Origin of the sequence: Acinetobacter sp. YH01021 (assembly GCF_013420255.1) — a bacterium.
GTDB lineage: Bacteria > Pseudomonadota > Gammaproteobacteria > Pseudomonadales > Moraxellaceae > Acinetobacter.
Window position 1 is genome coordinate 139,326 of the sequence record NZ_VOYO01000001.1, and the last position, 19,347, is coordinate 158,672.

Annotated in this window: 14 protein-coding genes, 5 tRNA genes and 1 pseudogene; 5 read left to right on the top strand and 15 right to left on the bottom strand. The window is 44.2% G+C overall.

Going from position 1 to position 19,347, the window contains the following annotated elements; translation table 11 throughout:
- The first annotated feature begins 25 nt into the window (after positions 1–25).
- The 5 genes from FTT86_RS00645 (at position 26) to FTT86_RS00665 (ending at position 8,626) form a co-directional block, all read left to right on the top strand.
- Positions 26–3,319, top strand: a complete 3,294-nt coding sequence (locus FTT86_RS00645) for a LysM peptidoglycan-binding domain-containing protein (protein WP_180180385.1) — start codon at positions 26–28, stop codon at positions 3,317–3,319.
- 10 nt (positions 3,320–3,329) lie between these two features.
- Positions 3,330–5,171: an extracellular solute-binding protein gene (locus FTT86_RS00650; protein ID WP_180180386.1), complete on the top strand. Its 1,842-nt coding sequence runs from the start codon at positions 3,330–3,332 to the stop codon at positions 5,169–5,171.
- 24 nt (positions 5,172–5,195) lie between these two features.
- Positions 5,196–6,242, top strand: coding sequence for a microcin C ABC transporter permease YejB (yejB, locus tag FTT86_RS00655; RefSeq protein ID WP_180180387.1), 1,047 nt, complete (start codon positions 5,196–5,198; stop codon positions 6,240–6,242).
- A complete protein-coding gene (locus FTT86_RS00660) occupies positions 6,242–7,252 on the top strand; it encodes an ABC transporter permease (protein WP_180180388.1) in 1,011 nt (336 codons plus the stop codon). The genes yejB and FTT86_RS00660 overlap by 1 nt, the downstream gene beginning before the upstream one ends.
- Positions 7,253–7,381: 129 nt before the next feature.
- On the top strand, positions 7,382–8,626 hold the full coding sequence (locus FTT86_RS00665; RefSeq protein ID WP_071851834.1) for an NADH:flavin oxidoreductase/NADH oxidase family protein: 1,245 nt from the start codon (positions 7,382–7,384) through the stop codon (positions 8,624–8,626).
- Positions 8,627–8,690: 64 nt separating this feature from the next.
- On the opposite strand, the gene FTT86_RS00670 is transcribed toward FTT86_RS00665, so the two are convergent.
- The 15 genes and pseudogenes from FTT86_RS00670 to pyrC form a co-directional block, all read right to left on the bottom strand.
- Positions 8,691–10,112, bottom strand: a complete 1,422-nt coding sequence (locus FTT86_RS00670) for an iron-containing redox enzyme family protein (RefSeq protein WP_148334382.1) — start codon at positions 10,110–10,112, stop codon at positions 8,691–8,693.
- A gap of 308 nt (positions 10,113–10,420) precedes the next feature.
- Positions 10,421–10,496: transfer RNA gene (locus FTT86_RS00675), tRNA-Glu, on the bottom strand.
- Positions 10,497–10,542: 46 nt separating this feature from the next.
- A tRNA-Glu gene (locus FTT86_RS00680) sits at positions 10,543–10,618 on the bottom strand.
- Between the two features lie 24 nt (positions 10,619–10,642).
- Positions 10,643–10,718 (bottom strand) — tRNA-Glu (locus FTT86_RS00685).
- Between the two features lie 131 nt (positions 10,719–10,849).
- Positions 10,850–11,761 carry an alpha/beta fold hydrolase gene (locus FTT86_RS00690; protein ID WP_180180389.1) on the bottom strand — a complete coding sequence of 304 codons (912 nt, stop codon included), beginning with the start codon at positions 11,759–11,761 and terminating at the stop codon, positions 10,850–10,852.
- A gap of 272 nt (positions 11,762–12,033) precedes the next feature.
- Positions 12,034–12,644, bottom strand: a pseudogene (locus FTT86_RS00695) (alpha/beta hydrolase); the annotation flags it as partial.
- 82 nt (positions 12,645–12,726) lie between these two features.
- Positions 12,727–14,139 (bottom strand): amino acid permease, encoded by a 1,413-nt coding sequence (locus tag FTT86_RS00700; RefSeq protein WP_071851841.1) that lies wholly within the window; start codon positions 14,137–14,139, stop codon positions 12,727–12,729.
- Positions 14,140–14,253: 114 nt separating this feature from the next.
- Positions 14,254–14,329: transfer RNA gene (locus tag FTT86_RS00705), tRNA-Glu, on the bottom strand.
- A 177-nt stretch (positions 14,330–14,506) separates the two neighbouring features.
- Positions 14,507–14,665, bottom strand: coding sequence for a hypothetical protein (locus tag FTT86_RS00710; protein ID WP_004279546.1), 159 nt, complete (start codon positions 14,663–14,665; stop codon positions 14,507–14,509).
- A gap of 81 nt (positions 14,666–14,746) precedes the next feature.
- Positions 14,747–15,673, bottom strand: coding sequence for a hypothetical protein (locus FTT86_RS15990; protein ID WP_325754941.1), 927 nt, complete (start codon positions 15,671–15,673; stop codon positions 14,747–14,749).
- A 330-nt stretch (positions 15,674–16,003) separates the two neighbouring features.
- Positions 16,004–16,357 (bottom strand): hypothetical protein, encoded by a 354-nt coding sequence (locus FTT86_RS15995; protein ID WP_249449796.1) that lies wholly within the window; start codon positions 16,355–16,357, stop codon positions 16,004–16,006.
- Positions 16,358–16,543: 186 nt separating this feature from the next.
- Entirely contained in the window at positions 16,544–17,272 is a 729-nt protein-coding gene (locus tag FTT86_RS16000) for a Plug domain-containing protein (protein WP_249449797.1), read from the bottom strand.
- 150 nt (positions 17,273–17,422) lie between these two features.
- A tRNA-Glu gene (locus FTT86_RS00720) sits at positions 17,423–17,498 on the bottom strand.
- A 20-nt stretch (positions 17,499–17,518) separates the two neighbouring features.
- Positions 17,519–18,178: a ribonuclease T gene (gene rnt, locus FTT86_RS00725; protein WP_004279557.1), complete on the bottom strand. Its 660-nt coding sequence runs from the start codon at positions 18,176–18,178 to the stop codon at positions 17,519–17,521.
- Entirely contained in the window at positions 18,163–19,197 is a 1,035-nt protein-coding gene (gene pyrC, locus FTT86_RS00730) for a dihydroorotase (protein WP_004279558.1), read from the bottom strand. Before pyrC ends, rnt begins: the two co-directional genes overlap by 16 nt.
- Between the last annotated feature and the right edge of the window lie 150 nt (positions 19,198–19,347).

Consider the following 19,347-nt stretch of genomic DNA (forward strand, 5'->3'; position numbering starts at 1 on the left):
ATATACGAGTTGTTTGGATTTCTTTATGTATAAACCAACCGCAATTTTGTGGCAGCCGACATTACCTACATTTTTAAAATATTCTGTACTGGGAACTGCGCTTGCTTCTCTAGGACTAACGGGCTGTTCATCTACACAAAGTGCGACCCAAACAGCATCAAGCAAGCAGGTTGGATCACAATATCTGGATGCCAGCAGTCTGGATGGACTCGAAGATTTACTCTCTGCAACGGATATGCGTGCAGTCGAAGGCGACCGTTTACAGATTCTGAAACATGGTGATGTCTGGAAACGCATGACCGTAGGTTTCAAGATGGACTTAAGTGTCTGGAATCCGCGGATTGATGCGCAGCGTGGCTGGTTTATTTCACGTCAGCCTTATCTGGATCGCTTAAGTGCGCGTGCATCACGTTATTTATATTACACAGTAAAAGAAGCAGAACGCCGTGGCATGCCGACCGAGTTGGCACTGTTACCGATTATTGAAAGTTCTTATGATCCGGCTGCGACCAGTAGTGCGGCGGCGGCAGGTTTATGGCAATTTATTCCAAGTACCGGCCGTATTTATGGTTTAAAGCAGACCTCATTATACGATGGTCGCCGTGATGTAGTGGAATCGACCCGTGCAGCCTATGAATTTTTAGGCAGTCTGTATAACCAGTTTGGTTCCTGGGAATTGGCGCTCGCTTCTTATAATGCCGGCCCAGGCCGTATCCAGCAGGCAATTAACCGTAACAAAGCCGCAGGTCTGCCCACCGATTATTGGTCCTTGAAACTGCCACAAGAAACCATGAGTTACGTGCCACGTTTCCTGGCGGTTGCACAAATTATTAAAAATCCGGGCAGTTATGGGGTGAGTTTGCCACCGATTGCCAACCGTCCGCATTTCCGTGAAGTACCGGTCGGTGTTGCCAGTTTAAATGAAATTGCCGCCATTACCGGTTTGAGCCGTGCAGAACTGTATCAATTAAACCCGGGTCATCGTGGTGATCATATTGATCCTGCAAGTCCGCGCCGTATTCTGATTCCAGCTGACCTAAGTCCTTCAGTCGATGAAAAGCTAAAAAAATTATCCGGTTCAGGTGGTTTATGGGCGAGTAACACGAGCAGCCTGCCGCGAAATACGACGACAGTGGTGCCCACCAGAGCTGCACCGCCAGAATTAAATACCAAAACGATTACACCTTCTAAACAGACTCCGCCAGCGGTTGTTAGTAATCAGCCTGCAACGACTGTTGCTAAAACAACGACTCCGGCTAAAGCTGCAAGTACGCCACCTGTCGTCACAGCAGCGGTAAGTACCGCGACAACGGCAAATACTGTAACGCAGACTACGAAAAAGATTTCGACGCCTAAAGGCTCATCTGCCTTGGCCAGTTTTGCGGCACAAAGTGATTTGCCGATTCCAAGTGCGCCGCGTATTCCGGTAGCTGTAACACCTGCAGCGCCAGCGAAACAGATTCAGGTCGAACCACCGATTTCGGCAGCTGAGCGTCAGCAAGTTGAGCAGGCGGTCATCGCACAGGATATTCAGAAAACTGTAGATGAAATTCTGCAGCCTGTCGCAACACCGGCAGAACAGGCCGAAGTGGTTGAAGAGCTGAAAGCATTGGCGCCGGCTGGCACAGAAATTGTTGATCCTTATGACGGTAAAATCAAGCTGACTGCCATTCAAACCAGCCTGTCTGTGGCTGAGCAGCAAGGCAAAGAGCTCACCAAAGGCTTCTCTTATCCAAAAGAAGTTGCTGACAATACCACTGCGAACTCGGTTGAAGCCAAACTAAATCAGGGTAAAAATTACGTCAAGACCGATTCTGAAGTGGTGGTGGTCGCACCAAAAGGCAAACGCAGTACCTATAAGGTATTACCAGGTGATAATCTGGCAATGATTGCGGCCAAAAATGGGGTGAACTGGCGTGATGTAGCGAAATGGAACCAGATTGATCCAAATTCTCCGCTGTATGTGGGCACCACCATTTATCTGTATGATGCCAAACCGGTACAGGAAGCCAGCAAAGCCAAAGAAAAGCCGGAAACTTATGTGGTTCAGGCCAATGACTCTCTGACCAGCGTGGCGACCCAGTTTGGTTTCAGTGTAAAACAACTGGCTGATTTTAATGGCTTGAGCACCAATAGCGGTCTGTTTGTTGGGCAAAAGCTGTCATTAAAAGAAACAGGACAATCCAAAGCCAAAGTTGAAAACACGGAAAAAGCTGAAACCGCCAAGGTTCAGACCAAATCCTATACGGTGAAACGCGGTGAATATCTGAAACTGATTGCCGATCGTTACGGGTTTTCAAATGCTGAACTGGCTTCTTTGACGTCAGGTCTGACTGCTGGTAGCAGTCTGATGGTGGGTCAGAAAATCAATGTGCCACTTCAGGAAGTTGAAGGGCTAACGGCATCTAGCCAGAAAACTGAACAGAAGTTTGAAAATGTCAAAGTCGATCAGACTGCGACTGAAAACTATCAGGTCAAACGCGGTGAAACATTGTATAGCATTGCCAGTCAAAGCAAGCTGAGTGTCTCTGAACTGGCTGCACTGAATGGGTTGTCTGCCAGTAGTGGTTTACGTATAGGTCAGACCATCAAGATTCCAGCCGGAAGTCAGATCCCTGAAACCTATACGGTTCAATCGGCTGATACGCTGACCGGCATTGCCGCAAGATACAATCTGTCAATGGACCAGGTGGCGAGCCTGAATGGCATGTCACGTAATGCAGGTTTGCGAGTGGGGCAGCGTCTGAAATTGAGTGGTGAAGTCGCAGAACCGGTACGTGAAGTGGTCGCGGAAACTGCGGCCAAGAATACAAAATCGGATTCGCATGTGGTGAAATCAGGTGAAACCTTAAGCTCTATTGCGCGTCAGTATCATTTACAACTGAAATATCTGGCAGATCTAAACGGCCTGAATACCAATAGTACAGTGCGTATTGGCCAGCGCTTAAAAATTGAGGGTGACTTTCCGGCAGATAAAAAAGTTGAAGACGTGAAAGTGGCAGCTAAGCCTGTAGCTTCTAAGGCAACTGAATCCTATACGGTAAAATCAGGTGAATCCCTGAATACAATTGCCAGTCGTTTAGGCATAAGCGTGACCGACCTGGCTCAGTTAAATAATCTGAGCCCACGCGCAGGATTGCGTGTCAGTCAAACCATTCAGATTCCAAAACTGGTGACGGATTATAAGGTCAAACGCGGTGATACCTTAATCGGTTTGGCCTCACGTTATGGCGTGAACAGCAATGAACTGGCGGAAATGAATGATCTCAAACCGAATACACAATTGCGTATTGGTGATGTGATTAAAGTGCCGAATTAATGAATGGATCATGAGATTCGCGCATTTATTTAAAACTTTCAGGTTTATCTGGCTAGCCCCGCTGCTCGTAAGTAGCAGTTGGGCAGCCCTGATCACCACCCCATATATCGCGCTATATAACCAGCCGAAATATGCCCAGGCCAAATCCCTGCCTTATGCCAATCCGCAAGCAACGAAAGGCGGTACGCTGATTCTAGCAGCTGATGGCAGTTTCGATAATTTAAACAGCATGAATGGCAAGGGCAATGTCACTGAAGGGGGCAACTATATTTTTGACAGTTTGCTGTCCAAGTCACTGGATGAGCCCGGTGTGTACTATCCCTTGCTGGCGGAAAAAGTCAGTTTTGACCCCAAGAAAACCGCCTTTATTATTTTTCATTTAAATCCCAAAGCACGGTTCAGCAATGGCCAGCCGGTGACTGCGCAAGATGTCAAATACAGTTTTGAGTTGTTTCAGACCCAGTCCAATTTTGGCCTGCAGATGTATCTGGCTGATTTAAACTGGCTGGAAGTCCTGTCACCTTTACAGGTCAAAATGCATTTTAAATCCGGACATAATCCGGAAATGGCGATGATTGTCGCACAGATGCCCATTTATTCTAAACAGGAATGGCAAAAGCGTGATTTTAAAGAATTGACGCTGAAACCGATGCTGGGTTCAGGGCCCTATGTCATTGAACACATAGATGCTGGACGTAGTATTAGCTACAAACGCAATCCCCGATATTGGGGTAAAGACTTGATGGTCAACCGCGGGCGTTATAATTTTGACCGGATCAAGTATCGTTATTATCGTAGCCCTGAAATCAAGTTCGAAGCTTTCAAGTCGGGCCAATTTACCTTGCATGAGGAAAAACAGGTCAACCGTTGGGTGAAAGACTACCAGTTTCCTGCCGTTCGGCAAGGACAGGTGCAGCGTTACCGCTTTCAGCATCACAACCCGATTCCGACCCATAGTCTGATATTCAATACCCGCCGTCAGCCTTTTGCCGATATCCGTTTCCGCCAAGCCTTGAGTTTTGCCTATGACTTTGAATGGCTGAATAAAGCCATGTTCTATGGTGAATATCAGCGCCTGAACAGCTTTTTTTCCAATAGCGAGCTTGCATCTCATAGACGGCCAAGTGTTCAAGAACTGCACATTTTGAAACCCCATTTAAAGCAGCTTGATCCGGTTCAACGTCAGGCGGTACTTGAGGACTGGAAATATCCTCAGTCAGATGCCTCCGGTTTTAACCGGAACAATCTGTTAAAGGCCCGTCAATTGCTATTAAAGGCAGGCTATCGTTATCAACAGGGGAAGTTGGTCAATGCTGCGGGTCAACCGGTACAGATTGAGTTCCTGTTACATCAGGCGGAACAGCAGCGTGATCTGATGCCATATCTACGTCATTTAAAACGCTTGGGCATTCAGGCCAGCATTCGTATGGTAGAAACCGCGCAATATTATGAACGGCTGCGGAATTATCAGTTTGATATGATTGTCGATACCATGCCGCAATCCCTGACACCGGGGCAGGAGCAGAAACAGTTCTGGGGCAGTCAGGCCGCCACGCAGCCAGGTAATTATAATTATGCCGGCATTCGAAATCCGGCCATTGATGCCGTCATTCAGCAGGTGACACAGGCTCAAAACCGTGAACAGCTGGTGAATAGTACCCGAGCATTAGACCGTTTACTGCGTGCAGGCTATTATCATATTCTGACTTATGGTACGGGTGAATACTGGTATGCTTACTGGAATATGTATCAGCAGCCGCAACGAAAACCTAAACTCTCCGCCGGGATTGATTACTGGTGGGTCGATGCAGAAAAGGCCAGACATGTGGCTGATTATTTCAAACAGCATTAAGCTCCAAGCCTATCAGGGAGTGCCATGAGCACTTATATTCTCAAACGTCTGTTGCTGATGATTCCAACCTTGCTGATCATTTTGCTGATCAATTTCATGGTGATCCAGCTGGCACCCGGTGGTCCGGTGGAGCAGGCGATTTATCAGGCGCAACAGGTCAATGGTTTGGCGCATACCGGATTGCAGTATCAGGGAAAGCAAGGCCTCACACCGGAGATGCTTGAGCAGATTAATATCCAGTACGGCTTTGACCAGCCGCTGCATATTCGATTTTGGGAAATGCTAACGCGTTATGCGCAGTTTGATCTGGGGCAGAGTTTTTTCAAAGACAAACCTGTGACTGAACTCATCTGGGAAAAATTGCCAGTATCGCTTTCTTTAGGCCTGTGGAGTACCTTGCTGATTTATCTGGTCTCCATTCCTTTAGGGATTAGAAAAGCCCGAAAACATGGCAGTCTGTTTGATCAGACTACCTCTCTAGTGTTGGCAGTAGGCTATGCCATTCCAGCCTTTATTTTTGCCATTTTACTCATCGTATTTTTTACTGGTGGGTCTTATCTGCACTGGTTTCCCTTGCAGGGAATTCGCTCTGAAAATTTTGCTGAACTCTCATTCTTTGCGAAAATTCAGGATTATTTCTGGCATATGGCCTTGCCGCTGTTGGCCATGGTGCTTGGCGGATTTGCCAGTTTGACCTATCTGGTCAAATTTTCCTTTGTAGAAGAGCTGACTAAGCAATATGTCTTGGCTGCCCGGGCCAAAGGTTTAACTGAACATGCAGTGCTGTATCGGCATGTATTCCGGAATGCCATTTTAGTGCTTATCGCAGGTTTGCCTGAAGTTCTGATCGGGGTGTTTTTTGTGGGAAACCTGTTTATCGAGATTATCTTTAATCTGGATGGGTTAGGTGTTTTAGGGTTTGAGGCAATTATCCAGCGTGACTATCCGGTGATTTTCGGTACTTTGTTTATCTTTACCTTGCTCGGCCTGCTGCTGCGCTTGCTGAGCGATTTGCTCTATCAACTGATTGATCCAAGGATTCATTTCAGTTCACGTCGAGGATCACAATAATGTCTTCCTTGATGCAAGCACGCTGGCAACGTTTTAAGCAGCATAAGCTGGGCTTTGGCTGCTTCATTATTTTCAGTGCTATTTTCATCATTTCCTTGGGTGCAGAACTGATTGCTAACGATAAGCCCTTGTTGGTGAAATATGATCATGCTTTTTATCTGCCTATCCTGAAATCCTATCCAGAAACCACGTTTGGTGGGGTATTTGAGACAGAAGCAGAATATAAAGATCCCGTTGTACAGCAACTGATTGCAGAAAAAGGCTGGGCGATCTGGCCCATCATTCCATTTTCTTATCAAACGCCAAATTTTGAACTGGCTGAACCAGTGCCTTCGCCACCGAGTGCGCAAAACTGGCTGGGAACAGATGATCAGGGCCGTGATGTTCTGGCACGGATTCTATATGGCTTAAGGATTTCATTACTGTTTGGTTTTGCTCTGACTCTATTGTCTGCAGCGTTGGGAATTTTAGTAGGGGCAATTCAGGGTTATTATGGTGGATGGATTGACCTGATCGGGCAACGCATACTCGAAGTCTGGAGCGGTTTACCGATGCTGTTTATGGTGATGGTACTGGTCAGTCTGTTTACTCCGAGTATTTACTGGCTATTTCTGATCATGCTGTTATTTGGCTGGACCACACTGGTGAGTATGGTGCGCGCTGAGTTCTTGCGCGCCAGAAATCTGGAATATGTCTGGGCAGCAAGAAGTATCGGGGCCGGGGATGGACGGATCATGTTCAAACATATTCTTCCCAATGTGATAGGTTCTAGCCTGTCACAGTTACCTTTTATACTAACCGCCAATATTACTGCACTGACAGCGCTGGATTTTTTAGGGTATGGTTTGCCACCCGATTCGGCATCCCTAGGGGAACTCTTGCTTCAGGCCAAAAACAACTTAAATGCGCCGTGGCTAGCATTGTCGGGATTCTTTAGTTTGGCCATTGTACTGAGTTTGCTGATCTATATGGGAGAAGCAGTACGGGATGCTTTTGATCCAAGAAACTAAATCACAAAAATCTTTAACCATGAAAAAATAAGCAGATAAAATTGTGTAAATTTGACAAGACTGATTGTCAATTGTTCTGGCTTACGTTATAAACGAGTACAAAATAAAAGTAACGTATCAGGACAGATCATGACTCAATTGGCCCATTCCATTCAAATTCGCAATACCACTTTCAAAAATCGCATCATCAAAGGTGCCATGAGTGAAGCACTGGCCAATGATGCCGGCCAACCCAATCAGGCGCATTTCAAGTTGTATGAAGCATGGGCCGAAGGTGGTTTGGGTTGTGCTATTACGGGTAATGTCATGGTGGATTATCGTGCTAAGAATGAACCGGGCGTCGTAGTGGTAGAAACAGAACGCGATCTGGCGCAGCTTAAAGTCTGGGCCGACGTAGGCAAACAGCATGGCATGGTACAATTGGTCCAGTTGTCGCATCCGGGCCGCCAGTGTCCTAAAGGTCTGAATAAAGAAACGGTTGCACCTTCGGCAGTATCCTTTAGTCCGGCTTTGGCCATGAGCTTTGGAACCCCACGGGAACTGCGCGAAGATGAAATCCTGGATATTATTCAGCGCTTTGCCACTTCGGCTGCCATCTGTGAAAAAGCAGGATTTGAGGGGGTGCAGTTGCATGGGGCACATGGTTATCTGATTAGCCAGTTTCTGTCACCGCTGACCAATAAGCGTCAGGATCAATGGGGTGGTAGTATTGAGAATCGTACCCGTTTCTTGCTGCAAACCTATCAGGCTGTTCGTGCTGCGACTTCGGAAAATTTTATTATTTCAGTCAAGCTGAATTCAGCTGATTTCCAGCGTGGCGGTATTAGCGAAGAAGATGTCATTTATGTCTTTAAGGCGATGGACGCTGCAGGCATTGATATCATTGAAGTGTCAGGTGGTAGCTATGAAGCACCTGCGATGGCCGGCGTGAAAGCAGACAAGCGCAAGGCCTCGACCATTGCTCGTGAAGCCTATTTCCTCGATTTTGCCGAAAAAATCCGTCAGGAAGTGAAGTGCCATATCATGGTCACTGGTGGATTCCGAACTGTTGAAGGCATGAATGCCGCGCTTGACAGTGGTGCTTGTGATTTTGTCGGGATTGCACGTCCCTTTGCGGTAGAACCTGACTTGGGCAATCGTCTGGTTGCAGGGCATGATGTACGTTATGCGGTTGAGAAAATTAAAACCGGTATTCCAATGGTCGACAAAATGGCGATTATGGAAATCATCTGGTATGCCGCGCAGTTTAAAGAAATTGCCAAAGGCAAGCAGCCTAATCCAAAGCTGTCACCACTAAAGGTCTTTTTGCAGTATCTGAAAGGCAATGTCAAAGCGGTGATCAAGGGACAATTAAACTCGCGAAAATCGGCTTAATCTTTATTAAAAAACCGGACACTGCAAATGTCCGGTTTTTTAATTTCTGGCACTTAGGGGTGCTTTAGGAATAATGCATCGCCTGGGTCTGAAAAGGAAATAATAACTGGCTTAACTGACGAGTCGCCCACAAACCAATTTCAGTATGATGCATATGCGGTGCAGTATAAGGAATCAGTAAATCAATTTTCTGTTCCGCACCTTCACAGCGCATGAAGCGACTTTTTAACTGATTCAAGCGCTGCTGGTCCATACGGCTCATTGCAGGTTCAATTTTTGCCTGTGATGGGGTTGCACTACGTGAGGACAGGCGAGTTGCCAAGCCTGCGCCCTGAATCCAGTCTTTAATAATCTGTTTTTCGGTCGCATTAAAGACCCCAAACATTTTACCTTCCGGATGATCTATCATTTTCCAGAAACGGCTTTGCTCCACTGGTGCATCTTTTACGATCCAGCCTTTGTCAATCATGACCTGCAAAAACTCGGCAATCTGGGCAGGATCGGATAACCAGTCATTGATGGTCTTGCCACTAAACTGGCATTTCTGATTATGAATATATTGACCAATCAGCGCTTTATTCTGGAAAACTTTTAAAGCCATCTGCCCAATATCCAGTTCCTTAATGATCTGAGAGGAACTTTTGCCGATGTCATTCAGAACATAGCCTTTTTTAATCAGTTCAAGATAAATTTGTGGATCTTCAGCTTGATTAAAATGCTGGATAAACGCTTGCAGGGATTTCTGCGCATGACCATTGTGAGCATTATCAATAGTAATGTGCACATTGAAATAATGCGGATCGATACCCAGTTCAGCCAGTTCATAATTGGTGATTAACAGATGTAGCGGTAACTGTTCATAGCCGAGATTAAAGCCAATGACCAAAGGTAAATATTTGGCCGGGGCATAAGCTAGTGCTAGCTGTACGGCAGCCTGTTCGTAGTAACTGTCATCCAAATGCTCGGCGTAACTGTTCAGCTCATAATGACTCAACAGGTCCTGATACATGGTGACATGATTGGCACGCGGATGCCCTAAACCAAGCTCTTCGAGATAGATGTAAATCAAATCTTTTAGCTCGGGCTGATTACAGTTTGGCACGGTCGAATATAACCAGGCACCATCGACCAGTTTGACCGGTGCAACTTTCGCCAGGAATTCGAAAGCATGAGAAACCGTTGGAAAATATTCCCGAGGCTGCTGCTGTTTACGGCGATTGACATAGGCCTGGAAAGTGGCACAGATTTGATGATGTTGTTCTAAAAGATGCTGTTCAACCTGTGGGGGCTGATCTAACCATCCGAGAGTATCAATATTTAAATTTTTAATCAGATCGCTCAAATAAGATTCAGCTTTTTCAGTTTTGGTATATGTCGAAATTTCAGTATCTTGAAAAAAGTCGACCCAATCCTTAAAGCTTTTAATTTGATAATTATGATTTTTATTTGGCGATAAAGGTAAACTTAGCTCTGTGCTGACGAACATAATCTGATCCTTGCAGATTTCTCTTGATTTACCTTAACGTGCCCTCTAAAAGCAGGGTGTTGAATTTTTGTTCTAATTTATTGGTGTATTGCTTTAAATGAAAATGAACGGATATTTCTATGCATAGAAATGTTAAAACAATACAAATTGTAAAATTAAGAATGGGATGGCAGCCCCCAGAAAGAGAGCTAGATTTGAACGAATGATAAAAACAAGGTTTAAAGTTTTCAGAAATAAAATTTGCAAGATAAAAAAAAGCCCGAGTCGCAATGCTCGGGCTTTTTGTTGAGATGTTGCCATCTCGAATATGGCGTCCCTACGGGGATTCGAACCCCGGTTACCGCCGTGAAAGGGCGATGTCCTAGGCCTCTAGACGATAGGGACAGTACAGAAGATAAATTTTAAAACCGCTACTTTTAGCTTGAAGTAATGGCGTCCCTACGGGGATTCGAACCCCGGTTACCGCCGTGAAAGGGCGATGTCCTAGGCCTCTAGACGATAGGGACTTAATAAAATGTACTTCTGAAAATTGGCGTCCCTACGGGGATTCGAACCCCGGTTACCGCCGTGAAAGGGCGATGTCCTAGGCCTCTAGACGATAGGGACGTTTCAGAGGTGGGCGTATAATAGGGTGAAAACAGGGGGGTGTCAAACGCATTTCCATAAAAAAAATGATTTTCTGGGTTGAGTGCATAAATTTAAAACAATCTAGAGAAAATACTGGAAAATTACATGGTTTAAGCTGGATTTTTAAGCAATTCCAGAATTGCTTCTACCACCTGCGGATGGAGTAAATAGCCAGTAATATCATGCGGGCGGTGAATATGGGTACGAATGCCGTGGTTAATAATTGCGGGTTGAAACTGAAATGGCGGTTGTGTAAGAGGAAAGGCGGTAAGAAAATCATCAGTTGAATAAAAATTTATCCAGTCGCCTGTAATTGCTGCAGGTCGTACAATGGGTTGCGGTAAATGTGACTGGATCACCTGAAAGGCTAATGGCGATCCTAAAGTAATAAAACGCTGTACGTTCAGTTCAGGATGCTGAATAAGATAATTATAGGCAATCACACTGCCCAGAGAATGAGCAATCACAATACAAGGTTTGCGACCATTCAATTGCCGGGCAATCCGCTCATGAACTTCCTTCATGAAAGCAGGATTGTCGAGATACAGATAGGTTTCAATCAGAAATTTCTGAAGCAGGCTCCGATGCAGACTGGGAAAATAATTCAGCAATAATACAAAGTCTCGCAGTGCAACATTTTTGCTTAGCGTAGTAATAAATTTGAATTTCTGTTTGAAATCCATCGGCTCATTCAGATGAAGCTGAGGAAGATCTGAAATCACGGGCTTGCGCCAGCCAGGACGTGGAACTGGTGCAGGAAGCTGAGGATGGACAGGTTGACGGAAACGAAAGCTGGGCCATTGCTGGGGCATCAAGGTTCCAGCATTCAGGATGTTGCGAACGTTATAGTGTGAAAGCAAGTCTCCATAAAATGGAATGTGAATGTGACGTCGTAAATAACTGAATCTGGCATCATGACGGTGTTTGCGAATGCCTTTTTGAAGTATATGCAGCCAGCGCTGGCGAATCGATGCAGCACTGTGATGTTGCTGGTTCATTCCATGAATAAAAATAACTTTCATCGATACCTTACGGAGGTCGATCTATATATTCACAGTATAGAGAAAATTGCGGCAAGCCAAGCTGCACTTTTTGTGGCGTTAATGTGTAAATTATCTTTGATAAAACAATCATTAACAGACATCCGTATATTTATAAAAAAGGCAGAAAAAGCAGTAAATTGGTAGGTCTGGATGAAAGATTTTACTGAATAGAAGAAGAATATGAATGGAACGGTAAAAGTTGAATTTAGAGTTTGACGTGAGTCTTATAGCAATTCCAGTAGCGCTTTAATGACGTCTGGATGCTGAATCAAATAATTATAGGCAATCACGCTGCCAAGCGAATGTGCCACCAGAATCTGTGGCCTGCTGCTATAGAGTTGATCATGAATGCGGCGGTGAACTTCCTGCATAAAATCCGGATTGGCCAAATAAAGATAAGTTTCCAGCAAAACTTATGCAAAAAGCTGGCATGTAAGCTGGGAAAATAATTGATGAGTACCGCAAAATCCCGCAAGGCAATATCTTTGCTTAATGCTGTAATGAATTTCAGTTTTTGATTGAAATTCAGGACATCATCAATATTCGACTGCGGGACGTCACAAATTTGATAGGTACACTGGTCTGGTGGCGATGCCGGTTGCAGCTGTGCGGGATGTAAAAAAGGGAAATGCGGCCACTGTTGCGGCATCAGGGTGCTGGCATTCAAGACGTTATGAAAATGATGCCGAGAAAGTAAATCGCCATAAAAAGGGATACGGATATGCCGTTTTAAATAAGTAAAACGGGCTTGCTGTTGTAGGTTTTTCTGAAGGCCTGTTTTGAAGAGATGCAGCCAATGTTGACGTAATGAAGTAGCCGTATATTGTTGCTTGTTCATGCTGTGAATAAACACAATTTTCATCGACTCACCCTTAAGGCTGCCCACTATGGTTATAGTATAGATAAAAAAAGAGCGGCCGGAGCCGCTCTTTTAAAACTGATGATTAAGACTTGTTGTGATAAAAGGCATAATAACTTGCATAACACGCTGCAATAAATAGCAGACAGCCTATGAAGCTGATACGCATTGATGGATCAAAGACCATACTGATACAGGTAATAAAACAGAACACAAAGCCCAGGATTGGTACAATCGGGAACAATGGTGCAGCAAAGCCCAGTTCTTTGGCCGTATGACCCTGTTTATACCATTGACGACGGAAGTTGAACTGGCTTAAGCAAATACTCATCCAGACCACCACCATGGTAAACGCTGCAACGCCCAGCAAGTTGGTAAAGATCGTCTCTGGCGCAAACTGTTCAGACAATAAACCTGGCAATGCACCCAGCATAGTCACCATAACTGCAATATACGGTACGCCGCGAGCATTCAGTCTTGAGAATATGGCAGGTAACTGTTTGCTGTATGACAATGACCACATCATACGTGAAGCAGCAAATAAGCCCGAGTTGGCAGCAGACAACAACGCAGTGATAATGACAAAACGGATAATGTCTTCAGCATATGGGATACCAATATGCTGGAATACGGTTACGAATGGGCTGCTACTTACGCCTTCAGCGGCTAAGCCTGCTTCCTGATGCGGAAGTAAGGCTGTTACCACGATAATGGTACCTACAAAGAAAATTAATAAGCGGAAAATCGCAGTATTAATTGCTTTAGGAACATTTTTCGCAGGATCTTCAGTTTCACCGGCAGCCACACCAATCAGCTCGGTACCAGAGAAGGCAAAGTTCACAATCAGCATCGTAGCAAAAATCGGGAATAGACCTTCAGGGAACCAGCCTTGTGCAGTTAGATTGGTAAATAAAGGCGCAGCTTCATAGCCTTGATAGCCCAGAACACCAAAGATGGCCAATAGACCTAAAAGAATAAAAGCAACAACCGTGACCACTTTTACCAGTGCCAGCCAGAATTCGGATTCGGCAAACCAGCGGGTCGAAATCATATTGAGACTAAATACGAATACACCAAAGATAATGGTCCATAACCACATGGAAATATCCGGGAACCATTCCTGCATCAGCAAGGCCGCTGCAGTAAATTCAGTTCCGAGAGTGACCGACCATGTCAGCCAGTATAACCAGGTGATGGTATAGCCTGTGCCTGGTCCAATATAACGTTTGGCATAAGCACCAAATGAACCAGATTCTGGCATATGAACGGCAAGTTCGCCCAAACATAGCATTACCATGTACGCGATAATACCGCCCAGGAGATAAGCGAGAATGGCACCTACAGGCCCCGTTTGTGCAATGACTTCACCCGACCCTAAGAATAGGCCTGTTCCGATTGCGCCACCAAGCGAAATCATGACCAGATGTCGAGTACTCATAGCGCGTTTTAAAGGCGCAGAATTGCCCTGATGCGTAGCATCATTCGGAGATGAGTGCATAGGAAATAAGAAATACTTCAAAGGAATGAAGCGAGCTATTGTAGTGAAAAACTACAAATCTGCAATCGAATAATGGTAATTTCGAATAAGGTCTGATCGTATGAGATCAATAGATGGCGTCCCTACGGGGATTCGAACCCCGGTTACCGCCGTGAAAGGGCGATGTCCTAGGCCTCTAGACGATAGGGACGTTGCGAGGTGATGCGTATATTAAGGATTAAGCCGGGGTTTGTCAAAAGGGTTTTTGCTAAAATTCATTTAACAGTTTAAACATTAGGCAAAACAAAAACTTTATTTTATTAAGATGTTATTTTCTGAACAGATTTCAGGACTATAAAAAATAAATATTTGAAAAGATCACTAAAACTTAGTGATCTGGAGTTTGATATTGCTCAGGCTGAGAGTTTTCAGTTGGCGTTGACACTGTTTCAGTCTCCGCAGTGTGGTTATCATCACGGTTGACGATATAGAGATATAGTGCGGATGGGGCTAAAATCAGTAAAACCAGTAAGATCTTTTTTAACATGATACAAAGGCAAAATATGAAATCGCATTAATTATAGCCTAAGCAAATTAAAAAGAGCAGCAGCATGTACCTATTCAGGCTCTAGAATTTAAAAGTAACATCCGCAATAAATTGGCGGCCGATTTCAATCATCACACGTGGTCTATCATTTGAGGTCGAGCCTGTTGTATAGGTATTCACGCGGTTGGTTACATTGTTAATGGTTAAACCAAAAATTGCCCTTAAATCTTTTGAAATTTCCCAATCATAGGTGGTGCGCATATCCCATTTAAATTTGGGTTTAATTTCAGAGGCTAAATAGGTGTCAAGCAGTTCACCTTTATACTCGACTTTGTCATTTTTATTGGAGACTGCAACCATATTATCGTAACTGTCTTTATAGCTAAAGAAGTTTGAAATACGTACAGGCAGTGTATCGAATGCAATATCCCAGTTTACTCGTGCGGTCCATGGTTGGTTAAAGTTTGGGGCAGGGCGGTCTGACCAACGAATAATTTGACCATCATAAGAGACCCATTCATCTTGAGTGGCTTGATCATAGGCTGAAGTGTAATCTACATAACTGCGGAAGACTTCACTGTAGTCAAATCCCAAGGCAAATAAATGTTGGCTATCCCCCAGAGCGATCGGTTGACGATTTTTAAGTGTTAAGGTGTAGATGTCAGCTTTGCCACTTCCATCATTGTTATATTCGTAGAAGAATTTTGATCCATCTAAAGGAGTAACTTTAGTTTTTGATATTTCATCCTGATATTTACGATTGACCCATTTTAGCCCTAGATCCCAATTCTGGATTTGTGTATTCAGGCCTAAAGCAGTCTCGTCACTGAAAGGGGTATTGAGCGCTGAACTACGCGCACCGCTGGATAGTGCAGTTTGTGTTGCTACCCAAGGCGCATGTGGTTTTTCACGTGACAGTTTGTAGAGCAAATCATTTTGAATTTCATTCAGCTCTGTACCTAAAGTTTGCTGACCATAGTAGCGATTCCATCCCGCGGATAAATGCAATTGATCATTACTAAAGGGTTTGTAAGAGAGACGGCTACGAGGAGCAATATTGATATTACTACTTAAAGAGTCATAATCAGCGCGAACACCAAAGCGTGTTGAAAATTGATCATTCCACTGAATATTATCTTCAATAAATATATTTAGGCGATCTTGCTGAGCTTGGATAGCACCAGCTTTGTACAGAGTCCCACCAGCGATATATTGTCCATTCCAACCATTTATCGTTAGTTTATCATCACAATATGGGTCACTTTGAAGGCAGGTAGTATCTTTGCCAAGTTCTTTTAAGTTGATCTTTGTCGCGAGTAAAACATCCTCGACTTGTTTCTACGCAACATGAGCATGGCTATAACCCGTACCTATAGTCATGTTGTGTTGGGATTGACCAAGTTTAAAAGGGTCTATATTCGCTTGTAGGTCATAGGAAAGGACGTCTTGGCGTTGTTCAATCTCTCCCATGATGGCGCCCTCTCGAACTACATCGGTATTATTCCAATCTTTACTTCCTTTGGCGTAGTACCAATGCATACTGTAGTTATTGTCAGCAATACGTTGTGTCGCCGAGTTTTGGAAATTAAGTTTGTGTACGAGAGTACCTAAGTTGAAGCGATGTTCAAGTTCCGAGAACAGAGTAAGTGTTTCGGTTTCAGTAGTACTACCTGAATCACGATTACTGTCCACATAACTTAAGCTATCGAGCAAACCATAATCGAAACCAAACTTCGCTTTGGTTGAGGCGTTTGGTGTATAAAATAATGTTGCACCAAGATTTGAGATATGTCGTTCTTGATCAATTGTTTTAGGTGTTTCAAAACCACTTTTGACTGGGATGATAGACTCTCGTTGAGAAGCATAAGCATTAAAGCCCTAATCATTCGAGAGCTTCCCATAAATATTGGTGCTTAGACCTTGTTTGGTATATTCCTTTTGGTAGTCATCTGTGGGCTCTTCAAATTTACTTTCTTCTAAAGGTGAAATTGAGTTGTAGCGAGCCCAATCGCTTTCAGTATAATCGTAATTGATAGAACCGTGAATTTTCCCTATCTCTGTTTGCGGTGCACATGTTTTAGCATTTACAACACCACCTGTGAATTGACCATAAGCGGCAGACACGTTGCTATCTAATACTTCAAGCTCACAAAGTAGGTCAGTGTTCACTGCCATAGCTTGTGCGCCAGTTCCGATATCTTGAAATGTATTTGTGTTTGAATTTGCTGGATTAATAAGTAGGTTGTTGGAAACACCATTCACAATAAAATTGTTTTGGAAGGTTTGTGCGCCATTAATAGAGATTTCGGCAGGTTTAGTTTCACCTTGAGAACCTGCTGCAAGTTGTGACTGACTAAACTGCACATTCGGATTCACTTTTAAAAAATCGGTAATGTTCTTTGAGCTATTTGGCGTACTTTCTAAATCTTCTTTTGAATAAACTGTTTTTCCCACTTCATTTGCTTGCTGAGCTTCGATAATAATCGTGCTGAACTTAACCGTAGCTTCCTTGAGGATGGATTCTTGATAATTTGATTCTTCTGCAAAACTAGATGTTGATAAAGCTGTTAGAACCGCAATAGAAAGTGGGGAATAAGCAAAACGCATGAGAAGGGTTAAATCTGCGAAAGATAATGGAAGTGATTATCATTAACTTAAAGTAGGTAAGAATTATTTTCATTAATTAATTGATAAAAGTGTAGGACTTGAGCAGCTTAAGATGCTGATCAAAGAAATATAAAGAAGAGAAAAAATAGATGGCGTCCCTACGGGGATTCGAACCCCGGTTACCGCCGTGAAAGGGCGATGTCCTAGGCCTCTAGACGATAGGGACGTTTAGAAGATGGCGGTATCTTATTGATCCGCCACCAGAGTGTCAAGCAGGTGAGGTGCGAGTTTGTTTAAAATATAGCAAAACAGTTCAGCGGTCTTCTGCGTATCATATAATGCAGAATGGGCTTCTTTACCATCAAACTCGATTCCAGCTTGGATACAGGACTTCGCCAGTACAGTCTGACCAAACATCACCGCACTTAAAGTCACTGTATCGAAGACAGAAAAACTATGAAACGGGTTCTGGTTTTTGGTCCCGGTACGGGCAATCGCGGCCTGAAGAAAACCTAAATCGAAATGTGCATTGTGTCCGACTAAAACTGCATGGGTACAATTTTGCTGGCGACGCACTTCATTCACCGATTTAAAAATGCGCTTGAGTGCAGTTTTCTCATCTTCGGCCATGGCGATTCGCATTGGATTAGAAGGATCGATCCCAATAAACTCCAGCGAACGTCGGTCGAGGTTTGCCCCTTCGAAAGGATTGATATGTGCATGGTAAGCTTGACCCGGCACAAATTGACCCTCCTCATTATAAACAATCGGAATGGCCGCAATTTCCAGCAATGCATCAGTCTGCGCATTAAAACCTGCAGTCTCGACATCGACAACTACAGGTAAGAATCCACGAAAACGTTGACCAATGATTGGGAGCGTTTCATTTGTCACACTTTTCTCCATTGAATGGTTTTACCAGCATACAGTGGGATAATCTGTTCACCATCCAGATAGTCTAAACTTTCAGGGATTACTTGATCTTCTTTAACCAGGGTAATGGTATTGGTATTACGTGGCAGGCCATAGAAGTCTGCACCAAAATGGCTGGCAAAACCTTCCAGGCGTTCAATTTTACCCACCTGATCAAATGCCTGAGCATACAGCTCAATGGCAGTCGGCGCACTATAACATCCTGCACAGCCACACGCATTTTCTTTTGCATTTTTTGAATGCGGCGCGCTATCTGTTCCCAGGAAAAATTTAGGATTACCGCTGGTTGCGACTTCCAGCAAAGTTTGCTGATGCGTTTGACGTTTTAAAATCGGCAAGCAGTAGAAATGCGGCTTGATCCCACCAACCAGCATGTCATTGCGGTTAAACAATAAATGTTGCGGCGTAATGGTTGCAGCGACATTACGGTCTTGCTCAAGTACAAAGTTTGCTGCTTCGCTGGTGGTGATGTGTTCGAGCACCAGTTTCAGCTTGGGAAATTGTCTGAGTAAGGGAGCCAGCACTTCATCCAGGAAACGCTTTTCACGGTCAAAAATATCGACATGATTATGCGTCACTTCACCATGTAGCAATAAAGGCACTTGGTGTTCTTCAAGCTGTTCAATTACGCCGTAGACTTTGCTCATATCGCTCACACCACTATCGGAGTTGGTGGTCGCACCCGCAGGATAGAGCTTGATGGCATTGACATGCGCAGATTCTTTGATCTTTTTAACTTCACTTGCCGGGGTGTTGTCAGTGAAATACAGTACCATACGTGGGTCGAAATTTACCCCTTCAGGCACATGTGCCATGATACGTTCACGGTAGGCATTGGCTTCTTCGACAGTTTTAACGGGTGGCACCAGATTTGGCATGCAAATGGCGCGAGAAAACTGCTTGGCTAAATCGGGAACGGTACGTTGCAGTGCTAAACCATCACGCAGGTGAACGTGCCAATCATCTGGCTGGAGAATCGTAATCGTATTCAAGGCAAATTCAGTCGAACAAATAAAACAAATGATAATCCATCTATAGTAAAAATGGTAACGAGAAAGCGCTACAAAATAAGGGATATGTATAAATTAATTTTAAAAAGTATGTTATTTTAAAATTAATAAAAAAATTACATAAATACTTGG